This window comes from Pseudomonas sp. NA-150 (genome assembly GCF_044336365.1).
Classification (GTDB): Bacteria; Pseudomonadota; Gammaproteobacteria; order Pseudomonadales; family Pseudomonadaceae; genus Aquipseudomonas.
Genome location: NZ_CP172305.1, coordinates 4,249,596 through 4,268,294, shown reverse-complemented (window position 1 = coordinate 4,268,294; position 18,699 = coordinate 4,249,596). Strand labels below are relative to the sequence as shown.

At 62.0% G+C, this 18,699-nt stretch carries 13 protein-coding genes; 8 read left to right on the top strand and 5 right to left on the bottom strand.

The window, feature by feature from the left end:
• Window positions 1-31 precede the first annotated feature (31 nt).
• The 4 genes from ACF0H7_RS20170 to ACF0H7_RS20155 all read right to left on the bottom strand — a co-directional run bounded on the left by ACF0H7_RS20170 (window position 32) and on the right by ACF0H7_RS20155 (window position 7,448).
• Window positions 32-2,143: a 3-hydroxyacyl-CoA dehydrogenase NAD-binding domain-containing protein gene (locus ACF0H7_RS20170; protein WP_397448642.1), complete on the bottom strand. Its 2,112-nt coding sequence runs from the start codon at window positions 2,141-2,143 to the stop codon at window positions 32-34.
• A 47-nt stretch (window positions 2,144-2,190) separates the two neighbouring features.
• Entirely contained in the window at window positions 2,191-3,993 is a 1,803-nt protein-coding gene (locus ACF0H7_RS20165) for an acyl-CoA dehydrogenase (RefSeq protein WP_397448641.1), read from the bottom strand.
• Between the two features lie 197 nt (window positions 3,994-4,190).
• Window positions 4,191-5,561 carry a DUF1329 domain-containing protein gene (locus tag ACF0H7_RS20160; RefSeq protein WP_397448640.1) on the bottom strand — a complete coding sequence of 457 codons (1,371 nt, stop codon included), beginning with the start codon at window positions 5,559-5,561 and terminating at the stop codon, window positions 4,191-4,193.
• A gap of 24 nt (window positions 5,562-5,585) precedes the next feature.
• Complete coding sequence (locus ACF0H7_RS20155) at window positions 5,586-7,448, bottom strand: DUF1302 domain-containing protein (protein ID WP_397448639.1); 1,863 nt, start codon at window positions 7,446-7,448, stop codon at window positions 5,586-5,588.
• A gap of 240 nt (window positions 7,449-7,688) precedes the next feature.
• Here ACF0H7_RS20155 and ACF0H7_RS20150 point away from each other — a divergent pair, with 240 nt between their 5' ends.
• The 8 genes from ACF0H7_RS20150 to ACF0H7_RS20115 all read left to right on the top strand — a co-directional run bounded on the left by ACF0H7_RS20150 (window position 7,689) and on the right by ACF0H7_RS20115 (window position 17,601).
• A complete protein-coding gene (locus ACF0H7_RS20150) occupies window positions 7,689-8,813 on the top strand; it encodes a CaiB/BaiF CoA transferase family protein (RefSeq protein ID WP_397453960.1) in 1,125 nt (374 codons plus the stop codon).
• Between the two features lie 144 nt (window positions 8,814-8,957).
• Complete coding sequence (locus ACF0H7_RS20145) at window positions 8,958-10,145, top strand: lipid-transfer protein (RefSeq protein ID WP_397448638.1); 1,188 nt, start codon at window positions 8,958-8,960, stop codon at window positions 10,143-10,145.
• 15 nt (window positions 10,146-10,160) lie between these two features.
• Window positions 10,161-10,601 carry a MaoC family dehydratase N-terminal domain-containing protein gene (locus ACF0H7_RS20140; protein ID WP_397448637.1) on the top strand — a complete coding sequence of 147 codons (441 nt, stop codon included), beginning with the start codon at window positions 10,161-10,163 and terminating at the stop codon, window positions 10,599-10,601.
• Window positions 10,602-10,611: 10 nt separating this feature from the next.
• Window positions 10,612-11,031 (top strand): MaoC/PaaZ C-terminal domain-containing protein, encoded by a 420-nt coding sequence (locus ACF0H7_RS20135; RefSeq protein WP_397448636.1) that lies wholly within the window; start codon window positions 10,612-10,614, stop codon window positions 11,029-11,031.
• 43 nt (window positions 11,032-11,074) lie between these two features.
• On the top strand, window positions 11,075-11,905 hold the full coding sequence (locus tag ACF0H7_RS20130; RefSeq protein ID WP_397448635.1) for an SDR family NAD(P)-dependent oxidoreductase: 831 nt from the start codon (window positions 11,075-11,077) through the stop codon (window positions 11,903-11,905).
• 18 nt (window positions 11,906-11,923) lie between these two features.
• Window positions 11,924-13,075 carry an acyl-CoA dehydrogenase family protein gene (locus tag ACF0H7_RS20125; protein WP_397448634.1) on the top strand — a complete coding sequence of 384 codons (1,152 nt, stop codon included), beginning with the start codon at window positions 11,924-11,926 and terminating at the stop codon, window positions 13,073-13,075.
• Between the two features lie 262 nt (window positions 13,076-13,337).
• Window positions 13,338-14,906, top strand: a complete 1,569-nt coding sequence (locus tag ACF0H7_RS20120) for a long-chain-fatty-acid--CoA ligase (protein WP_397448633.1) — start codon at window positions 13,338-13,340, stop codon at window positions 14,904-14,906.
• A 31-nt stretch (window positions 14,907-14,937) separates the two neighbouring features.
• The gene (locus ACF0H7_RS20115) at window positions 14,938-17,601 is read left to right on the top strand and encodes a LuxR C-terminal-related transcriptional regulator (protein ID WP_397448632.1); all 2,664 of its coding nucleotides are present in this window, start codon (window positions 14,938-14,940) and stop codon (window positions 17,599-17,601) included.
• Window positions 17,602-17,667: 66 nt separating this feature from the next.
• Here ACF0H7_RS20115 and ACF0H7_RS20110 read toward each other — a convergent pair whose 3' ends face one another.
• Window positions 17,668-18,693, bottom strand: coding sequence for a DUF1254 domain-containing protein (locus ACF0H7_RS20110; RefSeq protein WP_397448631.1), 1,026 nt, complete (start codon window positions 18,691-18,693; stop codon window positions 17,668-17,670).
• Window positions 18,694-18,699 lie beyond the last annotated feature (6 nt).

The window sequence follows — 18,699 nt, the reverse complement described above, 5'->3', positions numbered from 1 at the left end:
AGCCACCGCAATGCCGGTGGCCGCACTCGGGTCAGGCTTTGGCGATGCGTGTTTGGCCAGTCGCGACCAGGCGTTCAAGCAAGGGCGCCGGCTGGAACCACATCTCGCCATAGCTGCCCAGGGCCTGGCGGTAATCTTGGATGCCCGCCAGCAATTTTTCCAGGCCGATCTGTTCGGCGTAGTGCAGGGGGCCGCCGCGCCAGGCCGGGAAGCCATAGCCGTTGATCCACACCAGGTCGATATCGCTGCTGCGTTCGGCGATGCCTTCGTCGAGCAACTGGATGCCTTCGTTGATCAGCATGAACAGGCACCGGTCGTGGATTTCCTGATCGCTGATCGGGCGTCGATTGATGTTCAGTTCCGCCGCCAGGCGTTCGGCGAGTGCCACGACTTCGTAATCGTCTTTGCGCAGGCGACCTTCGTAGCGATAGAAGCCACGCGCGGTTTTCTGGCCATAGTGACCGAGGGCGTAGATTTCGTCGGCGATTTTGCAGTAACTCGGGTCGTGAGCAATTGCATCACGACGCGACTCTCGCACCAGGAAACTGACATCGATACCCGCCAGGTCGTGCATCGCCATCACCCCCATGGCCAGCCCGAGGTCGGTCAATACCTTGTCGATCTGTGCCGGGGTCGCGCCTTCCAGCAACAGGCGATGCGCTTCGCGGGAGTAGGGTTCGAGCATGCGGTTGCCAATAAAGCCGAAGCACACGCCTGATACCACGGCAATCTTGCCGATGCGTTTGGCGATGCTCAGGGTGGTGGCCAATACATCAGCGGCCGTGGCTTTGCCGCGTACCACTTCGAGCAAGCGCATCACGTTGGCCGGACTGAAAAAGTGCAGGCCGATCACATCCTGTGGCCGACGGGTCGCCGCAGCAATGGCGTCGACGTTCAAGGTCGAGGTATTGCTGGCGAGGATCGCGCCGGGTTTGCAGACCTCGTCGAGGGTGCGGAACACCTGCTGCTTGATCGGCAGGCTTTCAAACACCGCTTCGATGACCAGATCGCAGTCGGCGATATCGGCGTAGTCGAGGGTGCCGGTGAGCAACGCCATGCGCTGTTGCAGCTGGGCCTGGGTCAGTTTGCCGCGCTGGAGGCCGGTCTGGTATTGGCTGTGAATCTGCGTCAGGCCGCGCTCGAGTGCATCGGCCTTGAGCTCCAGCAACATGACCGGAATACCGGCATTGGCGAAGTTCATGGCGATGCCGCCACCCATGGTGCCGGCGCCGATCACGGCAACCCGGTTGATTGGACGCACAGCGGTGGTCGCGTCGACACCACGCACTTTACCGGCCTCGCGCTCGGCGAAAAATACATGACGCAGTGCCCTGGATTCGCTGGACGCTTCGGCCGCTTTGAACAGCGCTTGCTCCTCGGCGAGGCCGTCGTTGAGCGACAACGCACAGCTCGCTTCGATGGCCGCCAGCACCCGCGCAGGCGCCTGCTGACCCTTCCAGCGTGGCGCGTTGTGGGCGCGATAGTCAGTAAAAAAATCTGCGGCGAGTTCATGGCCCGGATCAGGTTTCGGCCATGCAGGAAGGGCTGGTGCGGCACTGTGGATCAGCTCGCGGGCGTACTCGCAGGCATCGCCCAACAGGCTGTCATCGGTATTTGTCAGACGATCAATGGCGCCGAGTTCCAGCGCACGAGCGGCGCTGAAAGGTTGCCCACCGGCAATGATCGCCAGCGCGGCTTCAGCGCCGATCAAGCGCGGCAGACGCTGGGTGCCACCGGCACCGGGCAGCAAGCCAAGCTTGATTTCCGGCAGGCCGAGGCGTGCGCCTGGCGCGGCGATGCGATAACCGCAGGCGAGCGCCAGTTCCAGGCCGCCGCCCAAGGCGAATCTGCCGAGGGCGGCAATCACCGGCTTGTCCAGCTGTGACAGGTAGCGCAATAAATCAGGCAGCGAAGGGCTGGCGTGGGAAGCCTCGGTGCCGAATTCGCTGATGTCGGCGCCGGCGCAGAACAGGCCATGCTCGCCGTGGATGATCACTGCCTTCACTGCAGGATCGGCGGCAGCGCGTTCACAGGCGTCGAGGATGGCGGCGCGCAGTCCCTGGCCGAGGGCATTGACCGGTGGCCGGGCCAGACCGATCAGCGCCAGGTTGTCTTCGGTGCGGTAGTTAACCAGTGTGTTCATGGTGATTCCTTGCTGCTTTGATGTAAACGATGAGGTCGGCGACGCGATCAAAACCAGCGGTCGTGCATGTCGAGGCAGACGCGATTGGCGTTCTTCAATAGCCGCGCCTGGCTTCCCAGCGAGGCCAATTCCCAATCCATGAAGTAGCGCGCCGCTTGCAATTTGCCCTGGTAAAAATCGGCTTCGCTGCCCGTGGCGCCGGCCCGTAGTGCTCGGCTGGCGACCAACGCCTGACGCAGCCACAGCCAGCCGACGACCACGCGACCGAAGATATCCAGGTAAGGGGTGGCATTGGCCAGGCCCAGATCGACGTCGGCCGCGACCTGTGCCTGTAGCTCAACAGTCAGTGGTTTGAGCGTGTTCAACGCATTGCCCAGCGCGGCGGCCAGCGGCAGACAGTGGGTATCGACGCTTGCCAGTTGCAAGGTGCCTTGCACGGCGTCGAGGAACAGGCGATAGCCGTCGCCGCCGCGCGGGCCGAGTTTGCGCCCCAGCAGGTCTATCGCCTGAATGCCTTCAGTGCCCTCGTGAATCGGGTTGAGGCGGTTGTCACGGTAGAGTTGTTCCAGCGGATACTCACGGGTGTAGCCCGCACCGCCCAGCACCTGGACGCCGATTTCCGAAGCCAGCAAGCCGTAGCGTGAGGGCCAGGATTTTACCGTCGGCGTCAGCAGGTCGAGCAGTTCGGCGGCGTCGTGGCGCTGCGCTTCGGTCGGTGCCGTGTGGGCGTCCTCGACCAGGCTGCTGGCATACAGACACAGCGCCAGGCTGCCCTCGGCATAGACCTTTTGCTGCAACAGCATGCGCCGGACATCGGCGTGCTGGATGATCTGCACCTGTGGCGCCAGCGGGTCCTTGTTGCTAGCCAGACGTCCTTGCGGCCGCTCGCGGGCATAGTTCAGTGCGTGCAGGTAGCTTTGATAGGCGAGGCTGGCAGCGCCGAGACCGACACCGATGCGCGCTTCGTTCATCATCTGGAACATGTAACCCAGACCTTTGTTCGCTTCGCCCACCAGGTAACCGACGGCACCGCCATGTTCGCCGAAACTGAGCACGGTGGAGGTGGTGTTGCGGTAGCCCATCTTGTGCAGCAAACCGGCCAGCGCTACATCATTGCGCGCGCCAATACTGCCGTCGGCCTCAAGCAAAAACTTCGGCACCAGGAACAGCGAAATGCCTTTGACCCCGGCCGGTGCACCCTCGATCCGCGCCAGTACCATGTGCACGATGTTCTCGGTCAGTGCGTGATCGCCGCCGGAGATAAACATCTTCTGACCAAACACCCGGTAGCTGCCGTCGGCCATGGCGCGGGCGCTGGTGCGCAGGTCGCCGAGTGCGGAACCTTGGCCGGCTTCAGTCAACGCCATGGTGCCGCTGAAACGACCGTCCAGCATCGGCGTGAGGAATTGCTTCTGCAGCGCGGCGCTGGCGAAGCTTTTCACCAGATTGGTCGCGCCGATACTGAGGAAGGAGTAGGCAACGGTGCTGATATTGGCGGCGTTGAAATACGCCATGCAGGCGCGCAGCACCACTTCGGGCAACTGCAGGCCGCCGTCGGCGTAGTCGTGGTGAGCGGCAAGGAAACCGGCCTGGGCAAAGGCATCCCAGGCTGCCTTGGTCTCGGGGATCAGGTGCACGCGCTCGCCATCGAAGGTCGGCTCGTGGCTGTCACCCTTGTGGTTATGCGGGGCAAAAAAGTCGGTGGCGATCTGGCGTGCAGTGTCGAGGGTGGCATCGAACACCGCGCGGTCGTGCTCGGCATAGCGCTCGCGGGTGAGCAGGGCCTGGGTATCCAGCAACTCGTAGAGCTGGAAACTCAGCTCGCGTTCGTTGAGCAGGAGGTCTGTCATGGGACATCTCTTGGGGCGGTAGTCGTGGGGATGGGCCGTTGGCCAGGACTTTTGGCCCAGCCAGGTACAAACCCTCTGTAGGCGCTGCCGCAGGCTGCGATTACTCTAAATCGCGAAGGTCGTTCCGACCTTTTCGCAGCCTTCGGCAGTTCCTACAGCGGGGAGCGCGCAGGAGCCAACGGGGGAGGGCTCGCCGATCAGCGAATGCCGTCAGCGCGTAACGCCGCCGGGGTGAAGTCGCTCATCTTGGCTTGCGCGCCGAAGCTCGTTGCGAGCTTCGATTCGTTGGTCATCGCCAGCACGTTGTAGCGCCCGGCGATCAGGTCGTAGATGCCCATCATCGCGTAGTACGGCGAGCGACTGTGGTAGTCGTTCAGCGCGTAGCCTTCGCCGACCCGCCACAGTTGGCCGCGGCCGTCGTAGTGATCAACCTCGGCCAACTGCCAGGTGTCTTCATCGAAGTACATATCGCGCTTGGCGTAGACATGCCGTTCGCCCGGCCTCAGGGTCGCGACCACGTGCCAGACCCGGTGCAGCTCGTAGCGGGTCAGGTCCTGGTTGATGTGACCAGGCTTGATGATTTCGTCGTACTTGTGTTTCGGCGATTGCAGCTCGTAGTTGTTGTACGGGATGTACAGCTCCTGCTTGCCCACCAGCTTCCAGTCGTAGCGATCCGGCGAGCCGTTCATCAAGTCGGTGTTGTCGGCGGTGCGCATGCCGTCGGAGCCCGAGCCTGGCCCGTCGTAGGAAATCTGCGGCGCACGACGAACGCGGCGTTGACCGGCGTTGTAGACCCAGGCCATGCGCGGGTCCTTGAGCTGGTCGATGGTTTCGTACACCAGCACCACGTTGCCGGCCAGGCGCGAGGGGGCGGTGATTTCCTGCTTATAGAAGTACAGCACGTTCTGGGTTTGTGCCGGGTCGGCGCCATCGGTCTTCTGCGGGAACGCCAGCGAGTCGTTGTACTCGACAATCGCGTAGGAGCCATTGGTTTGCGGCGCAGCCTGAGCGGCCTGACGCACCATGTTGCCGCCGCGATAACGGTTGGTGTGGTTCCAGTAAACCTCGACCCCGCTTTTCGGAATCGGGAACGGGTAGTAACGGGTGTCGGTGAAATTCGCCAGGCCGGTGCCGTCATTGATCAACTGCGTGGTCACCGCACTTTTCTTGGCGATGTCGTAGATATCCGAGGGCAAGGCAGCGGTGCGTTGGCTTTTGTACACCGGGATTTTATAGCTGTCCGGGTAACGCTGGAACATCGCCAATTGGCCGGGCGTCAGCTTGTCTTTGTACTTGTCTACAGTGGCCGCCGTAATCACGAACAGCGGTTTTTCACTGGCGAAGGGGTTGCCGAGAAAACCATTGGCATCCAGCGGCGCCGCGTCGGGCTTGAGGCCGCCGGTCCAGGCCGGGATGCTGCCATCGGCGTTGCCTTCTTTCTGCGCACCCAATGGCGTGAGGGTGGTGCCCAGTTGTGCCGCTTCCTGTGGCGAGACCGCGGCGATCACGCTGGTCGCCAGCAGCGACAGGGCCAGTGCGCTGGTGCGCAGCATTGTTATTGTTTTCATGGGTATTTCCTCTGCCGGTGTGGCTTAGAAGTTCACGCCAACACTGAGGGCGACGTAGTCGCGATCAGTCATGGTGTTGAAGTGCCCGCCGAAGTAGTCCGTGTAACTCAGGCTGGCGGTGTAGGTGTTCTGGTAATCGGCGTTGAGGCCGATGCTGACGGCCTTGTCGCCTTCCTCGAATGTCGGACCGAAGCCGTTGACGTCGTGGGAGAAGGCCATGTTTGGCGACAGGTTGATGCCGGCAATCACGTTGGGATAGTCCAGCTGGCCGCGCAGGCGGTAGCCCCACGAGTTGCTGGTGTAGTAGCCGTGGCTGTTGCATTCCTGCTGCGGGTTGCTGGCGGCCGGGGTGCCCGCGCCAGTGCCGATACACGAAGCATTCGCCGCGCCCGGCAGTTCGCCGGAACCAAACACCGGATTACGCCCGAATCGCAGGTCGGTGCCGTCGGCGCTGCCGATCCCGCTGATGTGGTCGTAGCCCACTTCGCCGATAACGGTCAGGCGATCAGCCCCCAGCACCTGGTTAAACAGCTTGGTCACGGTGACCTGGGCCTGGGTAAACGGCATGCGCTTGTAGCCGTTGATCACCGAACCTGGATTGACACTGTCTTCGCCACTGACGAACACCGGCGAGGTGCGGCTGCCGGCGGCGGCCGAAGTCAGGTCGGAGGTGGTGATCTGCATCGGCATGTTCGGCCGGAAGCTGATCTCACCGCCCACTGACATGTCGGCCAGGGTGGTGGTGAAGCTCAGGCCGTAGAGGCGGATGTCTTCCGGGTAGTCGACGAAATAGTTGGCGGCACGGATCGCCGCGAACTGTCCCAGCGCCGCATTGGCCGCAGCGGGCAGTGCCGGGTTCGGGGCGAAGGTCGAGGTGGTCTGGGTTTCACTGACGAACGGGTTGCGGCTGTGATAATTCAGCGCATAGGCGCCCAGCTCAGTGTCATTCAGCGAAGGCAGCAGCCAGTGCAGCGCCAGGCCGAACTGGCCGCCGTCGCGCGCGTCATGGTCTTTGCCGCGCGGCAGGTAGACGTCGTCGGTACCCGCTGCGATGGCCGCCAGGCCGCCGGTGTTTTTCGCGACACCCGGCGCCAGATCCGCGCCAGCCACTACGTTGCGGTCGTTGCAGCCTTTGGCTATACCATCGATGCCGAAGAAGGTGCCGCAGTTATCGACCACGGTCGGTTTCCACTGCAACTGATAGAAGCCTTCGGCAGTGAGGTTCTCGGTGATGCCTTGGGACAGGTAGAACATCTGCACCGGAACCAGCGCTTCCTTGACCTCGGCGCCTGGGCTGCGCAGAGCGCTGACGTCGACCGGGTTGATCGAGTTGATGCCGTTGGGGATGAAGGTGCTCTCACCCCAGCTCACCACCTGCTTGCCCAAACGCACGTTGCCCGGCAAGTCGGCGATGCTGTAGCGGTGGTAGACAAACGCATCCAGGATCTCAGCGCCTCGGGCACTGGCAGCCTGGTCGCGGCCCTTGTCAGAGATGTTGTAGAAGTGCTGATCGCCGTCTTCTTGCTCGAAGTCGTACCAGTATTTGCCACGCACAAACGCACCGCTGTCGCCGTACTTCAGCTCCAGTTCATGCACGCCCTTGATCACCGTAGAAAAGTTCTCACCGGCCTTGAAATTCTCGCGCCCGTCATCGATCACCCGCGCCGAGCCTTTGCCGTTGAAGCCCTGGGTATTGTTGTTGGAGATGAATTTCGAGTTCGGGCTGGTGGTCGACCAGCTGCCGCCGAAGGTCAGCGAGGAATCGAACTTGCCTGTGACCTCGCCAAGGGTGAAATCGACAGCGTAGGCCGGGGAGCTTGCTGCAACAGCGACGGCTAGCGCCATAAGACTGGGCGGGAATGCCTTGCACAGTGGTGTTCTTGTCATGCGTCGCTCCAAATGCTGGTGCAATGCCAGCAGGGTTTTTTGTAATTGTTATTGCCGGGACAGCGACGCAATCCTAGGGCGGTGCTCGCCGGTTGTTCCCACTCAAGAGGGGTGGAAGGGGGGTGGGGGTGGTTGGGTGAAGGGTGGGCCGGTGGGCGACCCACTCCACAGGAGTAGGTGGGTGGCGCGGCCTGAATGCCTAGAGTGGCGTGGCAACTACCTAATAAGAGAGCACGAGTGATGGGCCCACTAGCCGGTATCAAGGTCATTGAAATGAATGCGATCGGCCCTGCGCCGTTCGCCACGATGTTGCTGGCGGACATGGGGGCCGAGGTGATCCGCATCGACCGGCAGGTGTCGGGATTTTTGAACGGCGACGGCAGCGTCATAGGTCGTGGCCGACGCAGCCTGGGCATTGATCCGCGCAAGCCGGGCGCCACCGACGTGCTGTTGCAACTGATCGACAGCGCCGACGTGTTGGTCGAAGGCTTTCGTCCGGGTGTCATGGAGCGCCTGGGGCTCGGTCCTGACGTGTGCCTGCAACGTAATCCGCGACTGGTGTACGGGCGAATGACCGGCTGGGGCCAGACCGGACCGCTGGCGCAGGTGGCGGGGCACGATTTGAACTACCTGGCCCTGACCGGCGCGTTGCACGCCATGGGCCACGCTGATCGGGAGCCGACACCGCCGCTGCACCTGGCCGGCGACATGGGTGGCGGTGCGATGTTCCTGGCCTTCGGCATCGTCAGTGCGCTGGTGGAAGCGCAGCGCTCCGGCAAGGGCCAAGTGGTGGATGCGGCGATCAGCGACGGCGCGGCTTTGCTGAGCACCCTGTACTACGAAATGAAACAGAGCGGCGAATGGCGCGAACGCGGCAGCAATATCTTCGATGGTGGCGCGCCGTTTTATGGCTGCTACACCTGCGCCGACGGCGGTTTCATCTCGTTGGGAGCGATTGAGCCGCAGTTCTACGCGCTGTTCCTGCAAGTGTGCGAAATCGATGACCCTGCGTTCGAGCGGCAGTGGCAGCGTCAGGAATGGCCGGCACTGCGCGGCAAACTCGAAGCGATGTTCCTGACCCGCAGCCGTGAGCAGTGGTGCCGGTTGCTCGAAGGCACTGACGTGTGCTTCGCCCCGGTGCTGGATTTCAACGAAGCCGCTGACCACCCGCACCACCAGGCGCGTGGCACCTTCATGCACAGCGACGGTGTGCTGCATCCCGCCCCGGCACCGCGCTTGAGCCGGACCCCGGCCGTCGCTGGCAAGGTTGGGAAAAACGGCGAGCAGAGCCTGGAGATCCTGCGCGAGCTGGGCCTGACCCCGGCGCAGATCGCTGAGCTGCGCGCGGTTGGCGCCATCGGCTAAACGCCTTTTCTACCCCACCCCCCACCCCATTTCCACCCGGTGCGGGCGGGGGACAGGTGCAGGTGGTTGCGTGACCATGAACCCTCGAAATTGCTCGCCACGCGGCGACGACCCAAGCCCCGTTAACGCTCGTTGGAGAAAATGATGTCTCAGAAAACTTACGTCGCCGGCGTCGGCATGATTCAGTTCGCCAAGCCAGGTGCCAGCGGGTCTTACATCGAGATGGGCGCCGAGGCCGTGCGTCTGGCGCTCAAGGATGCCGGTCTGGACTTCGGCCTGGTACAACAGGCTTATGCCGGCTACGTCTACGGCGACTCCACCTGCGGCCAGTCGGCACTCTACGAAGTCGGCATGACCGGTATCCCGGTGATCAACGTCAACAACAACTGCGCCAGTGGTTCGACCGCACTGTTCCTCGCGCGTCAGGCAGTCGAGAGCGGTGCGGTGGACTGCGCGCTGGCATTCGGCTTCGAGCAGATGCAACCCGGTGCGTTGAAGAACTTCTGGACCGATCGTCCGTTGACCATGGGCAAAGGCTTCGACGCTGCCGCTGAAGTGTTCCCGGAAGGCGTCGGCATGCCCGGCGCGCTGATGTTCTTCGGCGGTGCCGGTAAAGAGCACATGCAGAAATACGGCACCAAAATGGAAACCTTCGCCGCCATTCGCGCCAAGGCCAGCCGTCACGCGGCCAACAACCCGCTAGCGGTGTTCCGCAAAGTCCTGACCACCGAAGAAGTCATGGCAGATCAGGTGATTTGGGAAGGCGTCATGACCCGTCTGATGGCCTGCCCACCGACCTGCGGTGGCGCAGCAGCGATTATCGTGTCCGAGCGTTTTGCCAAGAAACACGGCTTGCGCACCGACGTGACCATCCTCGCCCAGGCGCTGACCACTGACACGCCAGAAGCCTTCGATCCACCGTCGATGATCAGTATCGTCGGTGTTGGCATGACCGCATCGGCCGCGCACCAGGTCTACGAGAAAGCCGGTGTCGGCCCGGAAGATATCCGCGTCTGCGAACTGCACGACTGCTTCGCCCACAACGAATTGCTGACCTACGAAGGCCTGGGTTTCTGCCCGGTGGGCGGCGCCGAGAAGTTCGTCATGGACGGCGACAACACCTACGGCGGCCAGGTGGTGGTCAACCCGTCGGGCGGCCTGCTGTCCAAGGGGCATCCATTGGGCGCTACCGGTCTGGCGCAGTGCTACGAGCTGACCAACCAATTGCGTGGCAACGCCGACGCGCGTCAGGTCGATGGGCTGCAGCATGCCTTGGCGCACAACCTGGGTCTGGGCGGCGCGGGCGTGGTCACGCTCTACGGTCGCGGCTAAAAGGAGCGCACGGACATGGCAGATAAAAGTCTGATCGGCCGCTCCATCGGCGTCACCACCGCTGAAGTGGAAAAGGGTCGGCTGCGTTTTTTCGCCAAGGCCATTGGCGAAACCGACCCGGTCTACGTTGACGAAGCAGTGGCCCAGGCGGCGGGGTACAGATCCCTGCCGGTGCCGCCGACTTTCCTGATGTGCCTGGAGGGTGAGGGCCGCGATGCGTTGCAGATCGTCGAGGGAGTGCTGGGCTTCGACATCGCGCGGATTCTTCACGCTGAACAGGAGTTCATCTATCACGCGATGGCCTTTGCCGGTGATGTGCTGACCTTCGACACGCGGGTGGCCGACGTTTATGAAAAGAAGAACGGCACCCTGACCTTCGTCGTTCAGGAAACCCGCGTGACCAACCAGGATGGCGAACACATCGCCGATATCCGCTCGTCGCTCGTGCAGCGCTAAGGAGACACGGATGAACATCCCGCTATTCAGTGATGTGCAAGTCGGCGACGCGTTGCCACTGATCAAACTGCGCCCGGTCAACCGCACGATGCTGGCGCTGTACGCCGGCGCCTCCGGTGATCACAACCAGATCCACATCGACATCGATTTTGCCCGCAAGGCGCGGGTGCCCGATGTGTTTGCCCACGGCATGCTCTCGGCGGCCTACCTGGGGCGCCTGCTGACCAGTTGGGTGCCACAGCAGCAGATCCGGCGCTTGGCCATGCGTTTTACCGGCATCACCCAAATCGGCCACATCCCGCACCTCACGGGGCACGTGGCGGAAAAGTTCGAGGTCGACGGCGAAAAGCGCGTCCGCCTGCACATCAAATGCAGCAACCAATATGGCGAAGACAAGCTGGTCGGTGAAGCCGTCGTGGCATTGGCCTGAGCCGCTGTACGCCAACACAATAAGAACTCAAAGGTACTGAATGATGAAAAAGCTTGAAGGCAAAGTCGCGCTGATCACGGGCTCCGGTCGGGGGATCGGTCGCAGCGTGGCATTGAAACTGGCCGCTGACGGCGCGCGCGTGGTGGTCAACGACCTGGACGCCGGCCCGGCCGAAGAAGTGGTCGCGGAAATCCGTAACGCCGGTGGCGAGGCCGTGGCGTGCGTGGGCAGTGTGACGGCGGTGGATTTCGCCGAGCGCTTCGTCAAGACTGCTGTCGATGCGTTTGGCGGCATCGACATCATCGTCAACAACGCCGGCTACACCTGGGACAACGTTATTCAGAAAATGTCGGATGAGCAGTGGTACGCCATCATCGACTGCCACCTGACCGCGCCGTTTCGCATCCTGCGTGCCGCTTACCCGGTGATCAGCGCGGCCGCCAAGGCTGAAGCCGCCGTCGGCAAAGTGGTGCACCGCAAGGTGGTCAACATCTCCTCGATCGCTGCTGCCGGCAATGCCGGGCAGGCGAACTATTCCACGGCCAAGGCCGGCATTCTTGGCATGACCAAGACCATGTCCAAGGAGTGGGGCCGCCATAAAGTCAACGTCAACGCGGTGGCCTACGGTCATATCGAAACGCGCATGACCCAGGCCCTGGCCGGCGACGCGAGCAAGACCGTGAACATCGAAGGCCGCGAGATCAAAGTCGGCATCCAGGCGGCTGCCATTGAGGCCAGCAAGCAGATGTGTCCGCTGGGCCGTCCGGGCACGCCGGACGAAGCCGCTGGCGCCGTCTACCTGTTCTGCATCCCTGAATCCGACTATGTCTCCGGCCAGGTTCTGGTGTGCGGCGGCGGTCTGGGCACAGTCTGACTTCTCGAGGAATACAGCATGCAACTTGAACATTACCGCTCGCCGTGGATGGACGAAGACCTCTCTACGTTCCGTGACAACCTCCGTCGTTTCATCCGCGAGCAATTGGTGCCCCACGAAGACAAGTGGCGTGAGCAGAAGCGCTCCGATCGCTCGGCCTGGCTGGCCTGTGGCGAGATGTGCATGATCCTGCCGGACATGCCCTCCGAGTACGGCGGCGCTGATGGCACCCCGGCGCACTACGCCGTGGCCATGGAAGAGCTGACCTATTCCGGTGTGATGAGTATCGCGCTGAGCATTAACCACATCGTCGGTCACTACATTCTGGCCAGCGGCACCGAAGCGCAGAAGCAGCAGTGGCTGCCGAAAATCGCCTCGGGCGAGTGCATCACCTCGATCGCCATGACCGAACCCGGCACCGGCTCGGACTTGCAGGGCGTGCGCACCCGCGCGGTGAAGAAGGGCGACCACTACGTCATCAGTGGCTCGAAGACCTTTATCAGCAATGGTCAGAATAGCGACATGGTGGTGGTGATCGCCAAGACCGACCTGGAAGCCAAGGGCTCCAAGGGGATCTCGCTGTTCATCGTCGACACCAAGACTCCGGGCTTCATCCGTGGCCAATGCCTGGACAAAATCGGCCTGCCGGGCCAGGACACCTCGGAGATGTTTTTCGACGAGTGTGAAGTGCCGGCGGATTGCCTGATCGGCGAGGTCGAAGGTCAGGGCTTCATTCAATTGATGCAACAACTGCCCTACGAGCGCGCGGAAATCGCCATCCAGGCAGTCGCCGCCATGGAGCGCGCCCTGGCGCTGACCGTGGACTACACCCGCGAGCGCAAGGCGTTCGGCAAGGCGATTCTCGACTTCCAGAACACCCGTTTCACCCTGGCCAACGTCAAAGCCACGGTGACCGCCTCTCGGACCTTCGCCGACCTGATCATCCAGCGCTGGATCGACGGCACACTGGATTCCGCCACGGCTTCGATGGGCAAGTTCTGGCTGACGGACCGTCAATGTGAAGTGATGGACACCTGCCTGCAGTTCTTCGGCGGTTTCGGTTATATGAACGAGTACCCGATCGCCCGTATGTTCGCCGACTCACGTGTCGCGCGGATCTACGGCGGGGCCAACGAAATCCAGCGTGAGCTGGTCGGACGTTCGCTGTAATAGCGAAGGGCTGCGGGCGCCGCTCATCCACGAGAGTGTCGCCCGTGTCGCCAGGGATGGCTTTATTATTGAGTTTTAGGGGTGCGAGGTGTGAGCCAGAGGACGAAAATCCTCAAACTCCGCCGCGAACCGCCGCCCGGTCGGGTGGTTGCCTATGCTTAGGCTTGCAACCGCAGACCCTTTGTATGTGATGTGTCGGCCATGACGCCGCCGTGATCCGCCGCCCGAAACACAGCTAATAAAAACAAGATTGGAGATTCAGATGTATATCACTCAAGGGCTACACCGCCATATGCAGCAGCGTCCCCAGGCGACTGCCATACGTTACCAGGGCCGCAGTGTGACGTTTGCCGAGCTGGGCGCGCGGGTTGCCCGGCTGGCCGGTGCGCTCAAGGCGTTGGGGCTGGCCAGCGGTGATTGCATTGCCATGCTGTCGCGCAATTCGCAGCGCTACATCGAATACAGCCTCGGTGTGCCGTGGGCGGACGGTGTACTGAACCCGGTCAATACCCGTTGGAGCGTGGCTGAGATTGTCTACTCGCTGGACGATTCGCAATCGACCCTGCTGATCGTCGATGACACGTTCAAGGCCATGGGGGAGACGATCGCGGCCCAGTCCAAGAGCATTCGCCAGGTGATTTATGCCGGTGACGGCGAGACGCCGCCGGGGATGCTTTCCTATGAAGCGCTGCTGGCGCACGCCGAGCCCGTCGAAGATGCGCGTCGCAGTGGCGATGCGTTGCTCGGGTTGTTCTATACCGGGGGCACCACCGGTTTCCCGAAAGGGGTGATGATCAGTCAGAACAACCTGGCATTCGCCTCGCTGGCTTCGCTGTCCAGAGGCTTTTTTGGCAAAGACGCGATCTTCTTGCATGCGATGCCGATGTTCCACCTGGCCGACTTTTCTGCCATGTACGGCCTGCTGGTCACCGGTGGCGTTCACGTGGTGCTGCCGGCGTTCAGCGGTGAGGCGGCGATGCAGGCCATCGTCGAAGAAGGTGTCGGCGAATTGATGCTGGCGCCGACCATGATTCAAATGCTGCTCGATGCCCGCGAAGCCAACCCGGTGTTGTCCGATGCCGACCTGTCCTCAATCACCCGCATTGTTTACGGCGCTTCGCCGATTTCCAAGGCGCTGCTGGATCGCGCCTGCGAGGCGTTCCCGGCTGCGCAGTTTATCCAGGGTTACGGCATGACCGAGCTGACCACGGGCGGCACCATGCTCGACGCCGAATATCACTGCGTCGAGCATCAGCTCAGTGGCAAGATGTACTCCGCCGGTCGCCCGATCACCTGCGTGGAACTGAAAATCATCGACGCAGAAGGCCGTGAAGTGCCCCACGGCACAGTGGGCGAAATCATCGTGCGCGGGCCGAATGTGATGCTGGGCTACTGGAACAATCCGCAGGCCACGGCGCAAGCCCTGAAAGAAGGCTGGATGCACACTGGTGATGGCGCGTACATGGACGACGACGGTTTCGTCTATATCGTTGATCGGCTCAAGGACATGATCGTCAGCGGCGGCGAGAACATCTATTGTGCGGAAGTCGAGAACGCTATCGCCAGTCATCCAGCGGTCGCGCAATGCGCGGCTATTGGTATTCCGTCCGACAAGTGGGGCGAGACGGTGCATGCGATTGTTGTGCTCAAGCCGAACAGCCATGCCACTCAGGACGAAATCGTTGAACTCTGCCGCTCACGGATCGCCGGTTATAAGTGTCCACGAAGTGTAGAGTTTCGCGAGGCGATGCCGCTGTCCAGCGTCGGCAAGATCTTGAAGCATGAACTGCGCAAGCCGTTCTGGGCCCACCACGGCCGTAATATTGCGTAATTGGACGCTAACCACGAAGTGACTCACCCGCATGAACTTACCCTCGTTGCTGCTCTCCACCAAATTTGTCCCGCCGCGGATTGGCAGTCAGGCGATCAGCCGCGAGCATTTGCTTGAGAAGCTGCACCTGGGGCAGGACAACCGGCTGCTGTTGATCACCGGCAGCGCCGGCTTTGGCAAAACCACCTTGCTTGCCCAGTGGCGGCAGATGTTGATCAAGGACGGCGCGCTGGTCACCTGGCTGTCGTTATCCAGCGACGACGCCGGGTTCGAGAGTTTTTGCAGCAACCTGTTCGGCTCATTGAACCAGGCGGGGCTGCCGTTCGAGGAAAACCTGTTGTTGCTGAGCGGGTCGCAGGCGATTGCTTCGCTGTTGATCAATGCCTTTGCCAAAGTGGACGGCGAGCTGTTCCTGATTATTGACGATTTCCATCACGCGACTGATGCGCGCATCGCCCAGTTGCTGCAAGCCGTGGTGGAGGGCGCACCCCACAACCTGCATGTGACGTTGTCCTCGCGAACTACCCCGCCGTTGCTGTTGGGGCGGTTACGCGCCATGGGTGCCTTGTGCGAGATAGAAAGCGCCGAATTGGCGTTCGATTTTCAGGAATCGCTGGCCTTTCTCAAGGCCCACCTGAGCGAGGGCCTTGATCTGGATGGCGCACACGCCATTCATGAACGGACCGATGGCTGGCCCATCGGCTTGCAGCTGATTTCCATCGCGCTGAAGGGCAATTCGAAGAAGCTGGCCAAGGGCATGGGGCTGCTGCCCAGTCGCTCCGAGCTGTCGGCGTATCTCTCCGAAGACGTGGTGGCGGGATTGCCGGTGGAGCTTTTCGAGTTCTTGCAGAAAATCTCGATCCTGCGCCGCTTCAACTCTGGGGTGGCCGCCTATATCACTGAAACGCCACAGGCGGCGGCGCTGATCGCTTCCATTGAAGAGCGCAACCTGTTTATCCAGCCGGTCGATCTGCCAGGCAATTGCCAGTGGTATCGCCTGCATCCTCTGTTCATCGACTTTCTCCAGCAGCGTTTATTGGCCTCCGATACGGATGTCGCCAGCCTGCACCGACGGGCCACCGAATGGTTCGAGCGAGCGGGGCTGGTCCAGGAATCCTTGCGCCATGCGCTGCTGTGTGAAGACCTCGACGGGGTCGTGCAGATACTCGGCCGGGTACAACCTTCCCATCGCAGCATCAGTCACCTGAGCCAGTTCATGCGCTGGCTTGACCAAGTGCCGCTGAACCTGTTGGTCGAGCAGCCGTCGTTGTTGCTCATGGGCATCTGGGCGGCCGTGCTGACGTTGTTGAGCGACAAGGCGCGCGCCTGGATCGCGGCCTTTGAAAGCGTGCCGCAGGCGCCACTGTGGACCCCGCAATTACTGCTGATCAAAGCCTCGATGGCCCTGCAGCGCGATGACATCACCGGATGCCTGGACGGGCTCGGGCAAGTCGATGCGTCGGTGCTGGGGCATCCGTTTCTCGAGCAAATACACGCCGGGTTGTCCATTACCTGCCTGAGTTTGATGGGGCAGCACGCCCAGGCGCGTCATGTGTTTAACGCCCGCACTGCGCGCTGCCTGCGTTCGAGTAACGATGAGCTGGCGCTGATGGGCATCGTCACCGTGGCCAACGCCGCGCTGCTGGAAGGTAAGGTGCTGGAAGCCGAGCGCATCGGCACGCCGGTGCTGGCCCAGGCCGAGAAGAGCCACGGCCGCCGCTCGGTCAGCGCCAGCAGCAGTGCCGCGATCATGGCCGAGGTCTATTACGAACTGGACCGGGTCGACGATGCCCGGCAAGCGCTGGCCAATCGGCTGGACATTCTGCGCTTTTCCGCGCCGAGCTACATGATCGGTGCCGCCCTCTGTTACGCGCGTTTGCAGGGCTTGCAAGACTCACCGCGTGCGGCGCTGGATTATCTGGAGCAAAAGGTCGAGCACTTCCGCGGCCTGGAACTGGATCGCGGGGTGGCCACCATGTTGGCCGAGCAACTGCGCATCGTGTTGGCTTGCGGTGATTGGCGCCATGCCGAGACATTACAGGTTGCCTTGGACGAACTGGTCCGCAAGCACCGCGATGCGACGCCTTGCGATGCCGAAATCATGACCCTTGCGGCTTTTTCCCAAGTCCGTCTGGCGCTGGCCCGACAGCAGCCCGAGGCGGCGTTGCAGGCGCTGGACATTGCCGACCACCGAGCCAGTGAATTTGCCAGAGGCCAGTGGCGGGTCAAGGTCGATGTGCTGCGGGCGATGGCCCTGGACGCGTTGGGACGAGACAGCGAGGCCATGGAAAGCCTGAGCGCGGCGGTTGCCTGTGGTTATCGGTTTGGGCTGGTGCGGACTTTGCTCGACGAGGGCGAACCGGTGCTGAGGCTGCTGCGACGCCTGGACCTGGAAGAGGGCGCAGCGGTGAGTGACTATTGCCGCAGCTTGTTGGCCGAGGTTTCTCCACTGCCCGCTGTCGCTCTTGCGCCGGCCAGCAGCGGTATTCACTACGAGCAGCTGTTGACCCGGCGCGAGCAAGAGATCCTCGAACTGCTGGAGCAGTCGATGTCGAACAAACGCATCGCCCTGACGCTGAACCTCAGCCTGCAAACGGTGAAATGGAACCTAAAGAATATCTTCGTCAAATTGGCGGTTTCCAGCCGTTATGACGCAATTATCGCCGCGCGAAAACTGAAGGCGCTGGACGCTTGAGCTGATCTGAAAAAGCCCGCTGATCGCGGCGCTGTGCAGCGAATCAGAGGGCTTGAGCGGGGCGCTTCAGTTTATCGGCCGGGCCTCGGGAAAGTTCCAGCTTGCATTCAATAACTCAGCCCGTGGGCGATACAACCGCACCATGTAATTCCAGCCCTGGGCGATCGGCAGACAGTTGCTGCTGTGCGCGTCGCAGCCACCGAACTGCACGGCCACCGCGCCCGTCGAATCGCGCTGGGCGGACAGACTGTTCAGGGTATAGGCGTTGAACGCATTGGGCTCGAAGTAACCCTTGGCGTTGTAGACGCTGATCGACCAGAACGCATCCACCGGCACGTCTTTCACCGTGAGGCGGTACGGGGTCTTGCCGTCGTCGTCTTTCGGGGTGACGGTCAGGTACATCGCGTCTTTCTGCGGATTGCCGCCCCAGGCCGTGGCCGTGCCAATCAGGTGCCGCACAGGGGAGACCTGCTCGCGACTGCCGAACATGTCTTTGGTATCCGGCAGCGTCGACCCGAGTACCCACAGCGCCTCACGCACGGTTTTTTGACTGACCGGGTCCCACGATGGCACCTCGAAGCTGCCGGTGGCCGCCTGATTAACGGTTATCGCGTCCTGCAAGGCATGGACCTGATCGATGTCTCCTGGCGTGCTCGGGTCCAGCAGCAAGCGCACGCCAATGATCACGTAACGCGTGCCAACCTGTTCGCGAGTAAACCTGTGGCTCCCGGCGCCATACGCCACCGAGCTGACGTAGTGGTCTTCGTCGATGGCCTGCAATGACATGAACCGCTTACCCGCATCTGGCAAGGTAACGGTCACCGGTCCGGCCTCCAGGTCGAAGACGCCTGACGAATAAAGCGTGTCGCGATTAGGGCGCACCACGGTTTGTTTGTCGATGGACATCGGTTCGCGGTGATGAGTGAGCTTGCCGAAGCCACCTTGCTTAACCGCAACGCTGAAATACCGGTCGGTTTCGGCGCGGGTGAAGTTATCGGCGGTGACCTGTATCGGCCCGGTAACAGGCTCGCCCTGCGACAGTGCCGGCAGCGCGAGCAGAAGGGTGGCAGCCCATGGGAGACTGTGTTTCATGGCGAT